Consider the following 15,659-nt stretch of genomic DNA (forward strand, 5'->3'; position numbering starts at 1 on the left):
TTGAGTCAGGTGAGACGACCGCAGCATTGAGGTGGGAGATGGACGAGTTCAACCCGACGACCAAGACCCAGGCCGCCATCAGCGCGGCGGCGCAGGCCGCGGCGGCCGAGGGCAACCCCGACATCGCGCCCGCGCACCTGCTCGGCGCGCTGCTCGCCCAGCCCGACGGCCTGGCGGGCCCGCTGCTGACCGCGGTCGGCGCCGACCCGGAGGTCGTCCGCAAGGAGTTGGAGCCGCTGCTGCGCGCGCTGCCGTCGGCGACCGGGGCGACGGTCTCGTCGCCCTCGCTGTCCCAGCCCGCCCTGCGCGCGATCACCCACGCCCAGAAGCTGGCCACCGAGCTGGGCGACGAGTACGTCTCCACCGAGCACCTGATGGTCGGCCTCGCGGCCGCGGGCGGCGACGTCGCCGAGGTGCTGCGCCGCCGCGGCGCGACCCCGGAGGCGCTGCGCGAGGCGTTCACCAAGGTCCGCGGCTCGGCCAGGGTGACAAGCCCCGACCCCGAAGGCACCTACCAGGCGCTGGAGAAGTACGGCATCGACCTGACCAAGCGCGCCCGCGAGGGCAAGCTCGACCCGGTCATCGGCCGCGACTCCGAGATCCGCCGCGTGGTGCAGGTGCTGTCCCGCCGCACGAAGAACAACCCGGTGCTGATCGGCGAGCCCGGCGTCGGCAAGACCGCGATCGTGGAGGGCCTCGCCCAGCGGATCATCGCCGGTGACGTCCCGGAGTCCCTGCGCGGCAAGCGCGTCGTCGGACTCGACCTCGGCGCGATGGTCGCGGGCGCGAAGTTCCGCGGCGAGTTCGAGGAGCGGCTCAAGGCCGTGCTCAAGGAGATCACCGAGTCCGCTGGCCAGGTCATCACCTTCATCGACGAGCTGCACACCATCGTCGGCGCGGGCGCGACCGGCGAGGGCGCCATGGACGCGGGCAACATGATCAAGCCGATGCTCGCCCGCGGCGAGCTGCGCATGGTCGGCGCGACGACGCTGGACGAGTACCGCCAGCACATCGAGAAGGACCCCGCGCTGGAGCGGCGGTTCCAGCAGGTGCTGGTCGGCGAGCCCTCGGTGGAGGACACCATCGGCATCCTGCGCGGGCTCAAGGAGCGCTACGAGGTCCACCACGGCGTGCGGATCATGGACAGCGCCCTCGTCGCCGCCGCCGACCTGTCCGACCGCTACATCACCGCGCGCTTCCTGCCCGACAAGGCCATCGACCTCGTCGACGAGGCCGCCTCGCGGCTGCGCATGGAGATCGACTCCCGCCCGGTCGAGATCGACGAGGTCGAGCGCGCCGTGCGCCGCCTGGAGATCGAGGAGATGGCGCTGGCCAAGGAGGACGACCCGGCCTCCCGCGAGCGGCTGGGCGCCCTGCGCGCCGAGCTGGCCGAGAAGCGCGAGGCCCTCTCGGCGCTGACCGCGCGCTGGCAGAACGAGAAGGGCTCCATCGACCGCGTCCGCCAGCTCAAGGAGCAGCTGGAGGCCCTGCGCGGGGAGTCGGAGCGCGCCGAGCGCGACGGCGACCTCGGCCGGGCAGCCGAGCTGCGCTACGGGCGCATCCCGGCGCTGGAGAAGGAGCTCGACGCCGCGACGGCGTCCACCCCGCAGCCCGGCGCGGAGCTGATGCTCAAGGAGGAGGTCGGCGCGGACGACATCGCCGAGGTGGTCTCGGCGTGGACGGGCATCCCGGCTGGCCGGATGCTGGAGGGCGAGACCCAGAAGCTGCTGCGCATGGAGGACGCGCTCGGCGGCCGGGTCGTCGGCCAGGCCGAGGCCGTGCGCGCGGTGTCCGACGCGGTCCGCCGCGCGCGGGCGGGCGTGGCCGACCCCGACCGCCCGACCGGCTCGTTCCTGTTCCTCGGCCCGACCGGCGTCGGCAAGACCGAGCTGGCCAAGGCGCTCGCGGAGTTCCTGTTCGACGACGAGCGCGCCATGGTGCGCATCGACATGAGCGAGTACAGCGAGAAGCACTCGGTGGCCCGCCTCGTCGGCGCGCCGCCCGGCTACGTCGGCTACGACCAGGGCGGGCAGCTCACCGAGGCGGTCCGGCGCAGGCCGTACACCGTGGTGCTGCTGGACGAGGTCGAGAAGGCCCACCCCGACGTGTTCGACGTCCTGCTCCAGGTCCTCGACGACGGCAGGCTGACCGACGGCCAGGGCCGCACGGTCGACTTCCGCAACACGATCCTGGTGCTGACCTCCAACCTCGGCTCCCAGGCCATCGCCGACGCCAACCTCGACGAGGCCCAGCGCCGCGACGCGGTGATGGCGGTCGTGCAGCGGCACTTCAAGCCGGAGTTCCTCAACCGGCTCGACGACGTGGTCGTGTTCCACGCGCTGGCCACCGAGGAGCTGACGTCGATCGTGGACATCCAGGTCGCCCGCCTCGGCAAGCGGCTGGCCCAGCGCAGGCTCACGCTCCAGGTCACCCCGTCGGCGCGCGACTGGCTGGCGCTCAACGGCTTCGACCCGGTCTACGGCGCCCGGCCGCTGCGGCGGCTGGTGTCCTCGGCCATCGGCGACCAGCTGGCCAAGAGCCTGCTCGCGGGCGACATCCGCGACGGCGACACCGTGTCGGTGGACGTCACCGACGACAACAGCGGGCTCACGGTGACCCGGGCGAGTGGCTGACACCGACGGTAGTGGCTTCGGCACGTAGTGTCGAAGCCACGAAATATGCACCGATCGAGTGAAGCTTAGGCCGTTCGAGTCGAGCTGCTCGGCGCGATAACTCCACTGAGACAGCACCGCCAACCCAGGCGCTGTCACAGGGGAGGAAACCATGTCAGCTGGAACCGAGCGCACCACGGGCACCGACCCGGACCTGGTCAAGGAGATCGACGACATCGAGGACAAGATCCTCGAGGGCGACGATCCCTCGACCAACGGCGGGCCCTACCAACCGCATTCGCCGGAACGCGTGCCCACCGGGGGTCCTTACCAGCCGCACTCGCCCGACCCGGAGCCGACCGGCGGCGCCGAGCAGAAGTAGGACGCCCGGTCCGCGCTGTGCTCTGATGGTCGCGTGCCACAGCCACCCGACGACCCGGTCGGCGTCGCGCGCGATCTGCACCGCAGGGGCAAGGCCGCGGCCTCGGCCAACCGCTATCCGGAGGCGGTCAGGCTGTTGCGCGCGGGCCTGGACGCCCTCGCGGGCGCGGGGCCGGACCGGGTCGACGCCCGGGAAGTGCGGATCCGCCTGCTGATCACGCTGTCCTTCTGCGTGGCCGAGACCCGCGGTCTCGACGAAGGGCTGCGCCAACTGAACACCGCTCGCGACGGGCTCGGCGGACTTCCGCCGGGCCCGTTGCGCGAGGAGCTGGAGAGCCTGGTCAACGGCGTCCAGGGGGTGCTGCTGTTCCGGGTGGGCCGCATCGAGGAGGGCATCGCCTTCGTCGACCTCGACGTGGCCTACCACGAGCGCCGCTTCGCCGCGTCCCCCGGCGATCCGGCGGTGGTCAACTCGCTCGTCGTCACGCTGTCCAACCGGGGCAACGCCTACGGCGAGATCCACCGCTTCGACGAGGCGGCGCGCGACCTCGACCGCGCCGCCGCGCTGGCGAGCCGCTTCGGGATGCCTATGCGCACCGCCATCGCCACGCACGCGCTCGGTAACGCGCTGCAGCGCGCGGGGGACATCACCGGGGCGCTGCGCAGGTACGCGGTGGCGGCCAGGATCTTCGCCGACGTCGAGCCGAGCCTGCTCGGGCGGCTGCGCATCGATCAGGCCGAGGCGCTGATCAGCGCGGGCCTGGCCGAGGAGGCGGGCAGGCAGCTCGACTCGGTGCTGCCGGGGCTGCGCGCCCAGCGCGCGGGCCAGGACATCGCCGAGGCCGAGCTGTACCGGGCCATCGCCGCGCTGCACGAAGGCGACCTCGCCCTCGCGCAGCGGCTCGCCGGGGCCGCGCGGCGCAGGCTGGTCCGCCGGGGCAGCCCGGGCTGGGCGGCGATCGCGGCGCTGGTGACCCTGCGCGCGCGGGCGCAGCGCCCCGGCCGCCCACCGGCGGGCCTGGTGCGGCAGGTGGCGGCGCTGGCGGCCGAGCTGGGCGCGCTCCGCCTCGACGGCCACGCCGCGTTCGCGCAGACGCTGGCCGCGCTGCTGCACGTGCGCCGCGGCGAGACCGGCGACGCCGTCGCGGCGCTGCGCGCGGTGCCGTCGCGGCGGCGGCTCGGCCCGATCGACCACCAGATGCTGCTGCGGCTGACCCGCGCCGAACTCGCCCTGGCGCAGGGCGACCAGCGGGCCGCGCTCGCCCAGGCCAGGACCGGCCTGGCCGAGCTGGGGCGCATCCGGGACCGCTTCGGCGGGCTCGACCTGCTCTCCGGCACCTCCGCGCACGGCCGCGAACTCGGCGAGCTGGCGATCCGGCAGGTGCTCAGCGGCGCGGACTCGCCCGCGAACGCCCGGCGGCTGTTCACCTGGCTGGAGCGCACCAGGGCCCAGCTCTACCGGTACGACCCGGTCGAATCCACAATGGACGGCGAGTTCGCCGAGCGGATCGCCGAGCTGCGCGTGCTGAACCGGGCGCTGCTGCGCGCCCGCCTCGACGGCCTGCCGACCGCCGACCTGGCCGCCCGCTGCGCCGCGGGCAGGCAGGCGGCGATGCAGCTGGAGTGGTCGGCGGGGCCGTGGGGCACGCCGCGCCCGGTCGCCACCGCCGACGAGGTGCTGGCCCGCCTCGGCGACCGCGCCCTGGTCGACTTCGCCGCGTCCGACGGGGCGCTGGTGGCCGTGGTCCTGGCGGGCGGGCGGGTGCGGATGGTCCGCATCGGCGGGCTGGCCGAGGCCACCGAGTCCGCGCGCAGGCTGCACGCCGACCTCAACGCGCTGGCCCCCGACCAGCTGCCCGCCCCGCTCGCCGCGGTCGTCACCGCGTCCGCGCGCCGCGAGGCGGTCAGGCTGGACGACGCGCTGCTGCGCCCGCTGCGCGGGCTGATCGGCGACCGCGACCTGGTGGTGGTGCCCACGGGCGTGCTGCACGTGGTGCCGTGGGGCGTGCTGCCGACCTGCGCGGGCCGTCCGACCACCGTCGCGCCGTCGGCCACCGCGTGGCTCTCGGCCTGCAGGCCGGACAAGGGCAGCGGCGTGCTGCTGGTGCGCGGTCCCGAGCTGACCGCGGCGCCGGGCGAGATCGACCGGCTCGCGGTGCTGCACCGGAACGCGAAGGTGCTCGACGAGGACGAGGCGACCGTCGACCGCGTCCTGTCGATGCTCGACGGCGCCGCGCTCGCCCACATCGCCGCCCACGGCGAGCACGAGCCGGAGAACGCCCTGTTCTCCCGGCTGGAACTGGTCGACGGCGCGCTGTTCGCCCACGAGCTGGGCAGGCTCCAGCGCACGCCCGACCACGTCGTCCTCGCGGCCTGCGAGCTGGCGCTCAACCGCGTCCGCCCCGGCGACGAGCCGCTCGGCTTCGCGGGCGCCCTGCTGGCGGGCGGCGCGCGCACGGTCATCGCCGCGTCGAGCCGGGTGGGCGACCGCTCGGCCGCCGCCGCGATGGCCGACTACCACCGGGCGCTGACCGGGGGCGCGGCCCCCGCCCTCGCCCTCGCCGAGTCCGTCGCCGTCGACCCGCTGCGCAGGCCGTTCGTCTGCGTGGGCTCCGGCGACTGACCGGGCGCGGGTTCGGTGTCACAGGCGCGTTGACCCCGGTTCGTCGGGGGTACCTGCCACGATGGGGTGACGGACGTCCGGCGAGGGAAGGCGGCGTGGTGACTGTTCCGCTGTTCGGCGAGACCGCCCCGGAGGCCGACTCCCCACCGCCCGCGGGCGTGCCCGGCGAGCAGTGGGCGGCGGGCCAGTTCCGCGGCCGCGCGCTGCGCATCGGCCGCAACCGCACCGTCCACCGGGTGTCCTTCCTGCCCGACGAGCGCGGCGTGGAGATCCCCGCGCCGGACTGCCACACGGGCTACTTCGCCGTCGGCAGGCCGTGGTGGCGCGTCTACACACCGACCACCGACCGCGTCGACTGCGGCCTCTGCCTCAACGGCCACCGCGGCCGGTCCGGCCCGGAGTCGCCCGAGGCGCAACTGGCCCTGCCCCTCGACACCATCCCCGGCTGACCCGCACCGGGCAACCGGCCGGGCCCACCGCCCAGTCAGGACGCCCCGAGTGACCGGGCTGGACCTACCTCGGCGCCGGGATCGCGGCGGAGCCGGTGCTCTTGCCGACCAGGTGGAGCACCGCGTTGCGCATGGCGCCGGGGGCGGACTCGCGGCTGACCGAGCGGTGGAGGTCGGCGGCGACGGCGGCCATCAGGGTGTGGGCCAGTGCCCTCGGGTCGGCGGGCGCCCGGGCCTCGACCAGGAGGCGGGCGACGTGGTGGTGCCAGTAGCGGTACGGCTCGGCACGGTAGCGGGCGCCCGGCTTCGCCGTCTCGGCGATCCGCATCAGGTCCAGGTTCGCCGTCAGGAACGCCAGGTACGCGTCGAAGAACGCGACCAGGCGCTCGGTGGCGGGGGCGCCCGGGCCCAGCGGGGCCTCGCCCGTCGTGACCCGCAGGTAGAGGTTGCGCTCCGCCTCGGCCAGCAGGGATCTCGCCAGGCCCGCCTTGTCGCCGAAGCGGCGGAAGAGGGTGCCCTTGCCGACGCCCGCCGCGGTGGCGACGTCGTCCATGGTCACCGCGTCCGCGCCGTGGCGCTCCACCAGGAGGCGGGCCGCGGTCAGGATGCGTCGGCGGTTCCGCGCGGCGTCCGCGCGCTCTTTGGTGGTCATGCGTACCTCACCGTGACGTCGCCACTGCTGGTGGACAGATCGATGGCGGTCGTCGCCGCCGCGTCGTGCTGGACGTCGCAGTCGATGTCCCCGCTGCCGACCTCCACGCTCACCCGGTACCGCCCCCTCGGCACCGTCACGTCCACCCGGCCGCTGGTGGCGTGGGCGCGGACGTCGACGGGCTCGGCGACGCCGATGGCCACGTCCCCCGACGTGGCCTCGACGTCCACCGCTCCCCCCACCCCGGTCACCGTCACCGTCCCCGACGACGATCGGACGCTGGCGTCCCCCGCGACGCCGCGCAGGTCCACGTCCCCCGACTGGACCAGGACCGAGGCGTTCTCCCCCACGTCGGACAGGTCGACCCGACCGGAGTTGGCCTCGACCGAGGCCGCTCCGGACACCCCCCGCACGGTCACGTCCCCCGACGACGACCGCAGGTCGACCGACTCCGCCTCCTCGACCGTCACGTCCCCCGACGCGACGTCCCCCGCGAGCCGGTACCCCTGCGGAACGACCACCTCGTAGTCGATCCAGCAGTTGTTCTGCCCGCAGCCCTCCAGGATCAGCGCGTCGCCCTCGACCCGGTGCGTCGCACCGGGCTTCTCGTCGAGGTAGTGCACCGTGCGGCGCACCGACGACGTCGCGCCGACCCGGATGGTCACGTCCCCCGCGTCCTGGGCCAGGCGCACCGTGGTGACGCCCGGCCCGAGGTCGGCGCTCTCGCTGAACTCCCGGGTGGCCAGCCCGCACCCGGTGGCCAGCGTCGCCGCCAGCCCCGCCGCGGTGATCCCCGCCAGCACCCTCATCGCTCCCCCTCTGCCCCGCCGGAGGCGCCGACGGCGCCCCCGGAGTCCATCGCCCCACCCGAGCGGGTGGCGCAACCGGACCGAACACGCAGAACGCTATGGCCGCCGACGGCCCCCGGACATCAGGGACGCCCCCGACCTGACCCGGAGGTTCCCCCTACCGCCATCCGGAGGCTACGGACCGCGGTCCCGATCGCACGTCAGCCCGAAGTCGCACATCGCACCCGACTTTCGCCGTATGCCGGTGTCAGCGCAGGGGCGCGAGCAGGGCCTCCACGACGGGCAGCAGCTCGGCCGCGGTCGGCGGCTCGTCGTCGATCAGGCCCTGCAGGAGCAGGCCGTCGACGCCGGAGAGGAACGCGCGGAAGCCGACCTCGTCGGGATTGCGGGCGAGGCTGGTGAGCACGTCGAGCCACCGCCGCGCGGCCGGGCGCAGCGCGGGGCGGCGGGCGGCCAGCAGGTACAGCTCGTACTCGGCCATCGTGCGGCCCCGGCGCGGGCCGACGGCCTCGGCGAGCATGTGCGCGACCGCGGCCGCCGGGCTCGCGCCCTTGATCCGGCTCGACTCGATCGAGTCGCGGATGTCGGCGGCCATGTTCTCCGCCGACGAGGTGAGGGTGGCCACGAGCAGGTCGTCGAGGCTGGCGAAGTGGTAGGTCGTCGAGGTCGTGGGCACGCCCGCCTCGGCGGCGACGCTGCGGTGGGTGACCCCGGAGACGCCGTCGCGCTCGATCACCCGCAGGGCGGCGTCGATCAGCTCGGCCCTGCGGCGCTCGCCGCGGACCCGGCGGCCGTCGGCGCGGGGCCTGGTCACCGGGCGAAGTGTGGCCGGGGCGAGCAAGATTGGTTCGCCATACGCGCAATTTAGCTGAACAATCGTCCCAATACCCTGGAGGTGTGCGCCACACTTGGCCGTCTTAGGCTTCTCTAACCCGGTTACTGACGAGTAAGAAGGACCCACCCGAACGGAAGGTCGTCACCACCATGGGCGCGGTGCAGTTGACCCTCGGGCTGATCGCGGTCGCGGTCAGCCTCGTGGCCTGGAGCATGTTCGTGCGCACCGTCGCGCGGATGGTCGCCGTGGTGCGGCTCGGCCAGCCCGACGCGACCCGCAACGGCCCCTTCGTGCCGCGGATGCGGACGCTGATCAAGGAGTTCGCCGCGCACACGCGGATGAACAAGTTCCGGCACGTCGGCTGGGCGCACTGGCTGGTCATGTGGGGCTTCCTCGTCGGGTCCGCGGCCCTGTTCGAGGCCTACGGCGAGGTCTTCGTCCCCACCTGGGGCTGGCCGATCCTCGACCACTGGAACCTGTGGCACCTGCTGATGGAGCTGCTCGGCGTGGGCACGATCATCGGCGGTCTCGCGCTGGTGGTCATCCGCCAGCGCAACCACCCGCGCCGGGCGGACCGGCAGTCGCGGTTCCAGGGCTCGAACTTCTGGCAGGCGTACTTCGTCGAGTTCGTGGTGATCTTCGAGGGCATCGGCATCCTCGGCGTGCGCGCGGCCAAGGCCGCGATGGGCGCGCACGAGCTGCCGACCTGGGCGGCGTTCGTGTCCAACCCGCTCGGCCAGATCCTGCCCGCCAGCCCCGACCTGGTGTCGGTGCTGGCCTTCATCAAGCTCATGGGCGCGATGGTGTGGGTCTACGTCGTCGCCAAGTACATGACGATGGGCGTGGCCTGGCACCGGTTCAGCGCCTTCTTCAACATCTACTTCAAGCGCGAGGCCGACGGCGGCGTCGCGCTCGGCGCGCTCAAGCCGATGACCTCCGGCGGCAAGCCGCTGGACTTCGAGGAGGCCGACCCGGAGAAGGACGTCTTCGGCGCAGGCAAGGTCGAGGACTTCTCCTGGAAGGGCTGGCTGGACTTCACCACGTGCACCGAGTGCGGCCGCTGCCAGTCGCAGTGCCCGGCGTGGAACACCGGCAAGCCGCTGTCGCCGAAGCTGGTCATCACCCAGCTGCGCGACCACGCCTACGCCAAGGCGCCGTACCTGCTGGCGGGCGGCAAGAAGGACATGGCCGGTGACGAGGTCGGCCTGACCGGCGACAACCCGTACGCGGGCATCGACGTGCTGGCCATCGCCGAGGCGGAGCGGCCGCTGATCGGCGGGGTGGACGAGAACGGCGTCATCGACCCCGAGGTCCTGTGGTCCTGCACCACCTGCGGCGCGTGCGTCGAGCAGTGCCCGGTGGACATCGAGCACGTCGACCACATCGTCGACATGCGCCGCTACCAGGTGCTGATCGAGTCGAACTTCCCGTCCGAGCTGGGCGGCATGTTCAAGAACCTGGAGAACAAGGGCAACCCCTGGGGCCAGAACGCCAAGGACCGCCTGGCGTGGACCGACGACCTCGACTTCGAGGTCCCGGTGTTCGACGGCGAGCTGGCCGAGGACGTCGAGTACCTGTTCTGGGTCGGCTGCGCAGGCGCGTTCGAGGACCGCGCCAAGAAGACCACCCGCGCCGTCGCCGAGCTGCTGCACGTGGCCGGGGTGTCCTATGTGGTCCTCGGACCCGAGGAGACCTGCACCGGCGACCCGGCCCGCCGCGCGGGCAACGAGTTCCTGTTCCAGATGCTGGCGCAGCAGAACGTCGAGGTCATCAACACGGTGTTCGAGGGCCGCGCGCCCGGCAAGCGCAAGATCGTGGCCACCTGCGCCCACTGCTTCAACACGCTGGCCAACGAGTACCCGTCGCTGGGCGGGCAGTACGAGGTCGTGCACCACACGCAGCTGCTGAACCGCCTGGTCCGCGAGCGCCGCCTGGTCCCGGTGGCCCCCGTCGCCGAGGACATCACCTACCACGACCCGTGCTACCTCGGACGCCACAACAAGGTGTACGAGGCCCCGCGCGAGCTGGTCGGGGCGGCGGGCGCGAACCTGCGCGAGATGCCCAGGCACGCCGACCGCTCCATGTGCTGCGGCGCCGGTGGCGCCCGCATGTGGATGGAGGAGCGCATCGGCAAGCGCATCAACGTCGAGCGCGTCGACGAGGCGCTGGGCACCGCGCCGTCGAAGATCGCCACCGGCTGCCCGTTCTGCCGCGTCATGCTGACCGACGGCGTGACCGCCCGGCAGGCCGACGGCCTCGCGGGCGAGCACGTCGAGGTCGTGGACGTCGCCCAGCTCCTGCTGAGCGCGGTGAAGCGCGGCCTCCCGGAACCCGCCGACACCCCGACCGACGAGAAGCCCACCGGCACCCCGCTGCCGGACGAGGACAAGTCGCCCAGCACGAGCGCCTAGCCCGACCCAGTCCCCAGCCCAGGTCCGCCGCAACCCGGCGGGCCTGGGCTGTTTCATCCAGTGGGCGAGGAGCGCTTAAGCGCCGGGGTCAACTGTGGGGCCTCGCGCGTCAGGACCTCGCGGTCGGCCGTGGAGTCGGTCTTGCGGTCACACCTCGCGGGTTCGCCCTCAGGGCGGGGCGCGTGGAATGCTCGGTCCGGTGAACCCAGCGGCCACCCTGCCTCCCCGACGGACGGTCCGGCGGCTCGCCGCCCTGCTCGGCGGGAGCGCGGCGCTCGCCGCCTGCGCGAGTCCCGCGCCGGTCCCGCCCCCTCCGCCGCCGCCACCCGCGCCGACCAGCGCGGTCGCCGCGTGTCCCGAGTCGGGGGTCGAGATCACCGCGGGCGAGGTCGAGAGCGCCATGGGGCTGCGGGCGCTCGGCATCCTGCTGACCAACTGCGGGACCGACGACTTCACCGTCAACGGCTATCCGGTGGTCCGGGTGCTGGACGCGGACCACCGGCCGCTCGACGTCACCGTCGGCACCGGCTCGGCCCCGGTGAGCGCGCCGGACGCCTACGACGTCCCGCCGGAGCCGGTGACCCTGCGGCCCGGCGACCACGTGACGGCGCGGGTGCTCTGGCGCAACACGGTCGACTCGACCGCTCCCGCCACCCAGGGCCACTTCCTGGAGGTCGCCCCGGCCGAGGGGGAGCCCGCCCAGCTCCTCGCCCCGGACGGCGGGATCGACCTCGGCACCACGGGCAGGCTCGCGGTGAACGCCTGGGCCGACCGCTCCTGATCTCAACTAACGGGAATCACATTCCGTAATCCGGGATCGCTTAGCTAGCGTAAGTTTCATGACGCAGCGGTGGGTGATCCTCGGTGTCGCGGTCGCCGCGCAGGCAGCCATGAGCGCGCTCGTCTACGGGCCGCCGTTCCTGCTGCCGATGATCCAGGCCGAGGAGCGGATCTCCCTGCCCGGCGCCAGCCTGCTCGTCGCCGCGCCGATGCTGGGGATGCTGCTGACCATGATCCTGTGGGGCGCGCTCGCCGACCGGTTCGGGGAGCGCGTGGTGATGACCGTCGGGATGCTCGGCAGCGCGGCGGCCGGGTTCGCGGCCGCGGTCGTCCCCGGGCTCGTCGGGCTGGGTGTGGCGCTGGCCGTCGCCGGGCTGTTCAGCGCGTCGATCAGCGCGGCCAGCGGGCGGGCTGTGCTCGGGTGGTTCGACGTCCGCGAGCGCGGGCTGGCGATGGGGATCCGGCAGACGTGCACGCCCATCGGCGTCGGCATCGCGGCGGTGTCGCTGCCGCTGGCGGCGGGCGCGGGCGGATACCGGGTCGCGCTCGTCGTCCCCTCGGCGCTGTGCCTGCTCGCGGGCATCGCGGTCGCCGCGCTGCTGCGGAACCCGCCCAGGAGCGGGACGCGCGAGGTCGGCGCGACCGGCTCGCCCTACCGGCAGGCGCGGCTGTGGCGGGTGCACGCCGCCAGCGCGCTGCTCGTGGGGCCGCAGTTCATCGCGAGCACGTTCGCCTTGCAGTACCTGGAATCCGAGCAGGGGTGGGACCCGGTCGCCGCGGGGGCGGTGATCGCGGTGGTCAACATCATCGGGGCCGGGGCGCGGATCGTGGCGGGGATCTGGTCGGACCGGGCGGGCAGCCGGATGCGCCCGATGCGCGCGATCGCGGCGCTCGCCGCGCTGTCGCTGCTCGTCTGGGCGCTCGGCGACGCCGTCGCGGGCTGGCTGGCGCTGGTCGGGCTCACGGCGACGCTCGTCGTGTCCGTGATGGACAACGGGCTCGGCTTCACCGCGTCCGCCGAGCTGGCCGGGCCCTCCTGGGCGGGCCGGGCGATCGGCGTGCAGAACACCGGGCAGGGCGTGGTCGGGCTGGCGGTCGTGCCGGTGTTCGCCGTCGTCGTCACCGCCCTGCCCTGGCCGTGGGCGTTGGCCCTCGCCGCCGCCATGCCGATCGCGGCCGCCGCGGCGACGCCCGTGCGCGGCGAGGTCCTCGGCCGTCCGGTTCCCGCCCGGGCGTGACGGCGGGTCCGATCGGCCGAGCGGACAGCGGCGATCGGACGGGGGTGTTCCTCGCCACACCGGCGTCCGGCGCGGCGCCAATGGTCGGACGAAACCCAGCGAAACCGGAACAGCATGTCACAACGTACTGGGAGCGCTCCCAAGTTGGATGGCAGCTCAGCACTGCGTTCGGGTGAACGCGAGCGGGTCACCAGGCAACTTCGCGTCCTTATGGTGGTTGAGCCATTGACGGTCGCTGACATTCCCTGTCAAGATCTGTGAGAGCGCTCCCAGAAGCGCCTCCCGTCCGGGCGAAAGGTGCGAACTTCCCATGACCGACCACGATGGCGCCGACCTGCTCGGCTTCCCGGCCGACTTCCGCTGGGGCGCGGCCACCTCGGCCTACCAGATCGAAGGCGCCGTCGCCGAGGGCGGACGCAAGCCCTCCATCTGGGACACCTTCGCCCGCACCCCGGGCAAGGTCGCGGGCGGGGAGACCGGCGACATCGCCGTCGAGCACTACAAGCGCTTCCCGGAGGACGTCGCGCTGATGGCCGACCTCGGCCTGCGCGCCTACCGCTTCTCGTTGTCCTGGGCCAGGTTCCAGCCCGACGGCCGGGGCCCGGCCAACCCCGAGGCGGTCTCCTTCTACCGCAGGCTCCTGGAATGCCTGCACGAGAACGGGATCGAGCCCGTCGCCACGCTCTACCACTGGGACCTGCCGCAGGCCCTCGAGGAAGAGGGCGGCTGGCTCAACCGCAACACCGCCTACCGCTTCGCCGAATACGCCGAGCTCGCCAAGCAGGCCCTCGGCGACCTCGTGCAGACCTGGGTGACGGTCAACGAGCCCTGGTGCGCGGCGTTCCTGGGCTACAGCAGCGGGATCCACGCCCCCGGCGTGCAGGACCCGCCCGCGTCGCTGCGCGCCGCGCACCACCTGCTGCTCGCGCACGGCCTGGCCAACCAGCGGCTCAAGACCGGCCCGCACCCCGCCCAGGTCGGCCTGGCGCCCAACTTCTACCCCGTCGACCCGCTGACGGACTCGCCCGCCGACGCCGACGCCGCTGCCCGCATCGACCTGCTGCAGAACCGGCTGTTCCTGGAGCCGGTGATGAAGGGCGGCTACCCCGACGACGTCCGCGCGCACTTCGCGGCGGTGTGCGGCACCGAGCACATCCGGCCCGGCGACGAGGAGATCATCGGCGAGCCGATCGACTTCGTCGGCGTCAACTACTACAGCGTCTACCAGGTCAGCGCGGGCACGGCCGACGGCGAGCCCACGTCGTGGCCGGGCGCGGAGGACGTGCGGTTCCACCGCTACAACGAGCGCACCACGCACATCGGGTGGGACGTCGCGCCGGACGGGCTGCTGCGCACCCTGGAGCGGATCGGCAAGGAGTACCCCGGGCTGCCGATCTACATCACCGAGAACGGCGCGGCCTACGACGACAAGGCCGACGAGAACGGCTTCGTCCAGGACGACGACCGGGTCGCCTTCCTCCGCGACCACTTCGCCGCCGTGCACACCGCGCTGCAGCGCGGGGTCGACGTGCGCGGCTACTTCCTCTGGTCGCTGATGGACAACTTCGAGTGGGCCGAGGGCTACGGCATGCGCTTCGGGATCGTCCACGTCGACTACGAGACCCAGCGCCGGACCCGCAAGGCCAGCGCCGACTTCTACGCCGAGGTGATCCGCGCGAACGGCGTGCGGGCCTGACCCGGCGGAACCGGAAGGACCAGGCAGTTGGCACCCGTCCCGTTACCCGCCCCGCGCCGCATCGGCACGGCGCACGTCGACAAGAGCCTCGACTTGGTGGGCAAGCTCTACCAGCGGTCCATCCACCCGTCCGTGCGCGTGGTCGCGGACGGCGGGCGGCTGGCCGCGCCGCTGGTGGTCGACCTCGACCCCACGACCCTGTGCGACCTGGCCTGCCCGGAGTGCATCAGCTCCGGCGTGCTGCACACCGGGCAGTTCCGGGGCGACCGGATCACCGCGCTGGCTGGCGAGCTCGTCGCGGCCGGGGTCAGGGCGGTGATCCTCATCGGCGGCGGCGAGCCGCTGATGCACCGCGCGATCGGCGCCGTGATCCGGACCCTGCACGACGGCGGCGTCCAGCTCGGGCTCGTCACCAACGGCACGCTGATCGGCCGCTACCTCGACGAGATCGCCGGGATGGTGTCCTGGGTGCGGGTCTCCCTCGACGCCGCGACCGCGCCGACGTACGACCGGTTCCGCCCGAGCAGGCGAAGGACCAGCGTGTTCCCGCTGGTGATCGACAACATGCGCAGGCTCGCCGAGCGCAAGGCGGGCAGGCTGGGGTACTCGTTCCTGCTGATGCAGCGCTTCGCTGAGGACGGCAGCGTCACCGACACCAACTACGACGAGGTGTACGAGGCGGGCGCGCTGGCCAAGGACATCGGCTGCGACTACTTCGAGATGAAGGCGATGCTGGACGCCGACCACTTCACGGTCAACCAGCGCGCCGAGGACATCGAGCTGGTCGAGCGGCAGCTGGAGAAGCTGCGCGACCTGGAGGACGACACCTTCCGCCTGCTCGGCTCCTCCAACTGGGCCGCCGTCCGCGCTGGCGACGACCCGGTGCAGCCCAAGGGATACCGGACCTGCGCGACCGCCGAGCTGCGCACGACGATCACCCCGAACGGCGTGTACGTCTGCCCGTACCACCGGGGCAACGAGCGCGGCCGGATCGGCGACCTCGCCGACCAGCCGTTCGACCGGATGTGGGCGGCGGCCGACACCACGGTGATCGACCCCAGCGCGGACTGCCGGTTCGTCTGCGCCCGGCACCCCACGAACCTCGCCGTCGCCGACCTCGGCGACGCCGGGGTCGTGGACGACTTCGACCCCTTCATCTAGGCCACTCAGGCG

Annotated in this window: 12 protein-coding genes; 9 read left to right on the top strand and 3 right to left on the bottom strand. The window is 73.2% G+C overall.

The window, feature by feature from the left end:
* The first annotated feature begins 38 nt into the window (after positions 1–38).
* The 4 genes from clpB to IEY98_RS05775 all read left to right on the top strand — a co-directional run bounded on the left by clpB (position 39) and on the right by IEY98_RS05775 (position 6,065).
* A complete protein-coding gene (gene clpB / locus IEY98_RS05760) occupies positions 39–2,633 on the top strand; it encodes an ATP-dependent chaperone ClpB (RefSeq protein WP_189209193.1) in 2,595 nt (864 codons plus the stop codon).
* 151 nt (positions 2,634–2,784) lie between these two features.
* A complete protein-coding gene (locus tag IEY98_RS05765; protein WP_189209194.1) occupies positions 2,785–2,994 on the top strand; it encodes a hypothetical protein in 210 nt (69 codons plus the stop codon).
* Between the two features lie 33 nt (positions 2,995–3,027).
* A complete protein-coding gene (locus IEY98_RS05770) occupies positions 3,028–5,616 on the top strand; it encodes a CHAT domain-containing protein (RefSeq protein WP_189209195.1) in 2,589 nt (862 codons plus the stop codon).
* Between the two features lie 95 nt (positions 5,617–5,711).
* Positions 5,712–6,065 (top strand): hypothetical protein, encoded by a 354-nt coding sequence (locus IEY98_RS05775; RefSeq protein WP_189209196.1) that lies wholly within the window; start codon positions 5,712–5,714, stop codon positions 6,063–6,065.
* A gap of 64 nt (positions 6,066–6,129) precedes the next feature.
* On the opposite strand, the gene IEY98_RS05780 is transcribed toward IEY98_RS05775, so the two are convergent.
* From IEY98_RS05780 to IEY98_RS05790, 3 genes are all read right to left on the bottom strand, one after another.
* Positions 6,130–6,717 carry a TetR/AcrR family transcriptional regulator gene (locus tag IEY98_RS05780; RefSeq protein WP_189209197.1) on the bottom strand — a complete coding sequence of 196 codons (588 nt, stop codon included), beginning with the start codon at positions 6,715–6,717 and terminating at the stop codon, positions 6,130–6,132.
* Positions 6,714–7,526, bottom strand: a complete 813-nt coding sequence (locus IEY98_RS05785; RefSeq protein WP_189209198.1) for a DUF4097 family beta strand repeat-containing protein — start codon at positions 7,524–7,526, stop codon at positions 6,714–6,716. Before IEY98_RS05785 ends, IEY98_RS05780 begins: the two co-directional genes overlap by 4 nt.
* Before the next feature lie 247 nt (positions 7,527–7,773).
* On the bottom strand, positions 7,774–8,340 hold the full coding sequence (locus tag IEY98_RS05790; RefSeq protein WP_189209199.1) for a TetR/AcrR family transcriptional regulator: 567 nt from the start codon (positions 8,338–8,340) through the stop codon (positions 7,774–7,776).
* A 170-nt stretch (positions 8,341–8,510) separates the two neighbouring features.
* Between IEY98_RS05790 and IEY98_RS05795 the strand changes: the two genes are divergently transcribed.
* The 5 genes from IEY98_RS05795 (at position 8,511) to IEY98_RS05815 (ending at position 15,647) form a co-directional block, all read left to right on the top strand.
* The gene (locus IEY98_RS05795) at positions 8,511–10,772 is read left to right on the top strand and encodes a (Fe-S)-binding protein (RefSeq protein ID WP_189209200.1); all 2,262 of its coding nucleotides are present in this window, start codon (positions 8,511–8,513) and stop codon (positions 10,770–10,772) included.
* A gap of 199 nt (positions 10,773–10,971) precedes the next feature.
* Positions 10,972–11,553, top strand: a complete 582-nt coding sequence (locus tag IEY98_RS05800; protein ID WP_229786614.1) for a DUF4232 domain-containing protein — start codon at positions 10,972–10,974, stop codon at positions 11,551–11,553.
* Positions 11,554–11,611: 58 nt separating this feature from the next.
* On the top strand, positions 11,612–12,790 hold the full coding sequence (locus tag IEY98_RS05805; protein ID WP_189209202.1) for an MFS transporter: 1,179 nt from the start codon (positions 11,612–11,614) through the stop codon (positions 12,788–12,790).
* Between the two features lie 310 nt (positions 12,791–13,100).
* Positions 13,101–14,486: a GH1 family beta-glucosidase gene (locus IEY98_RS05810; protein ID WP_189209203.1), complete on the top strand. Its 1,386-nt coding sequence runs from the start codon at positions 13,101–13,103 to the stop codon at positions 14,484–14,486.
* A gap of 27 nt (positions 14,487–14,513) precedes the next feature.
* The gene (locus IEY98_RS05815) at positions 14,514–15,647 is read left to right on the top strand and encodes a radical SAM protein (RefSeq protein ID WP_229786616.1); all 1,134 of its coding nucleotides are present in this window, start codon (positions 14,514–14,516) and stop codon (positions 15,645–15,647) included.
* Positions 15,648–15,659: the final 12 nt, after the last annotated feature.

Source organism: Actinokineospora fastidiosa, from assembly GCF_014648415.1.
Lineage (GTDB): Bacteria > Actinomycetota > Actinomycetes > Mycobacteriales > Pseudonocardiaceae > Actinokineospora > Actinokineospora fastidiosa.

What these genes read in the sequence shown, in the direction of transcription:
- clpB (WP_189209193.1), top strand. Translation starts at nt 39, where the DNA reads ATGGACGAGTTCAACCCGACGACCAAGACCCAGGCCGCCATCAGCGCG.
- IEY98_RS05765 (WP_189209194.1), top strand. Translation starts at nt 2,785, where the DNA reads ATGTCAGCTGGAACCGAGCGCACCACGGGCACCGACCCGGACCTGGTC.
- IEY98_RS05780 (WP_189209197.1), bottom strand. Translation starts at nt 6,717, where the DNA reads ATGACCACCAAAGAGCGCGCGGACGCCGCGCGGAACCGCCGACGCATC.
- IEY98_RS05785 (WP_189209198.1), bottom strand. Translation starts at nt 7,526, where the DNA reads ATGAGGGTGCTGGCGGGGATCACCGCGGCGGGGCTGGCGGCGACGCTG.
- IEY98_RS05795 (WP_189209200.1), top strand. Translation starts at nt 8,511, where the DNA reads ATGGGCGCGGTGCAGTTGACCCTCGGGCTGATCGCGGTCGCGGTCAGC.
- IEY98_RS05805 (WP_189209202.1), top strand. Translation starts at nt 11,612, where the DNA reads ATGACGCAGCGGTGGGTGATCCTCGGTGTCGCGGTCGCCGCGCAGGCA.
- IEY98_RS05810 (WP_189209203.1), top strand. Translation starts at nt 13,101, where the DNA reads ATGACCGACCACGATGGCGCCGACCTGCTCGGCTTCCCGGCCGACTTC.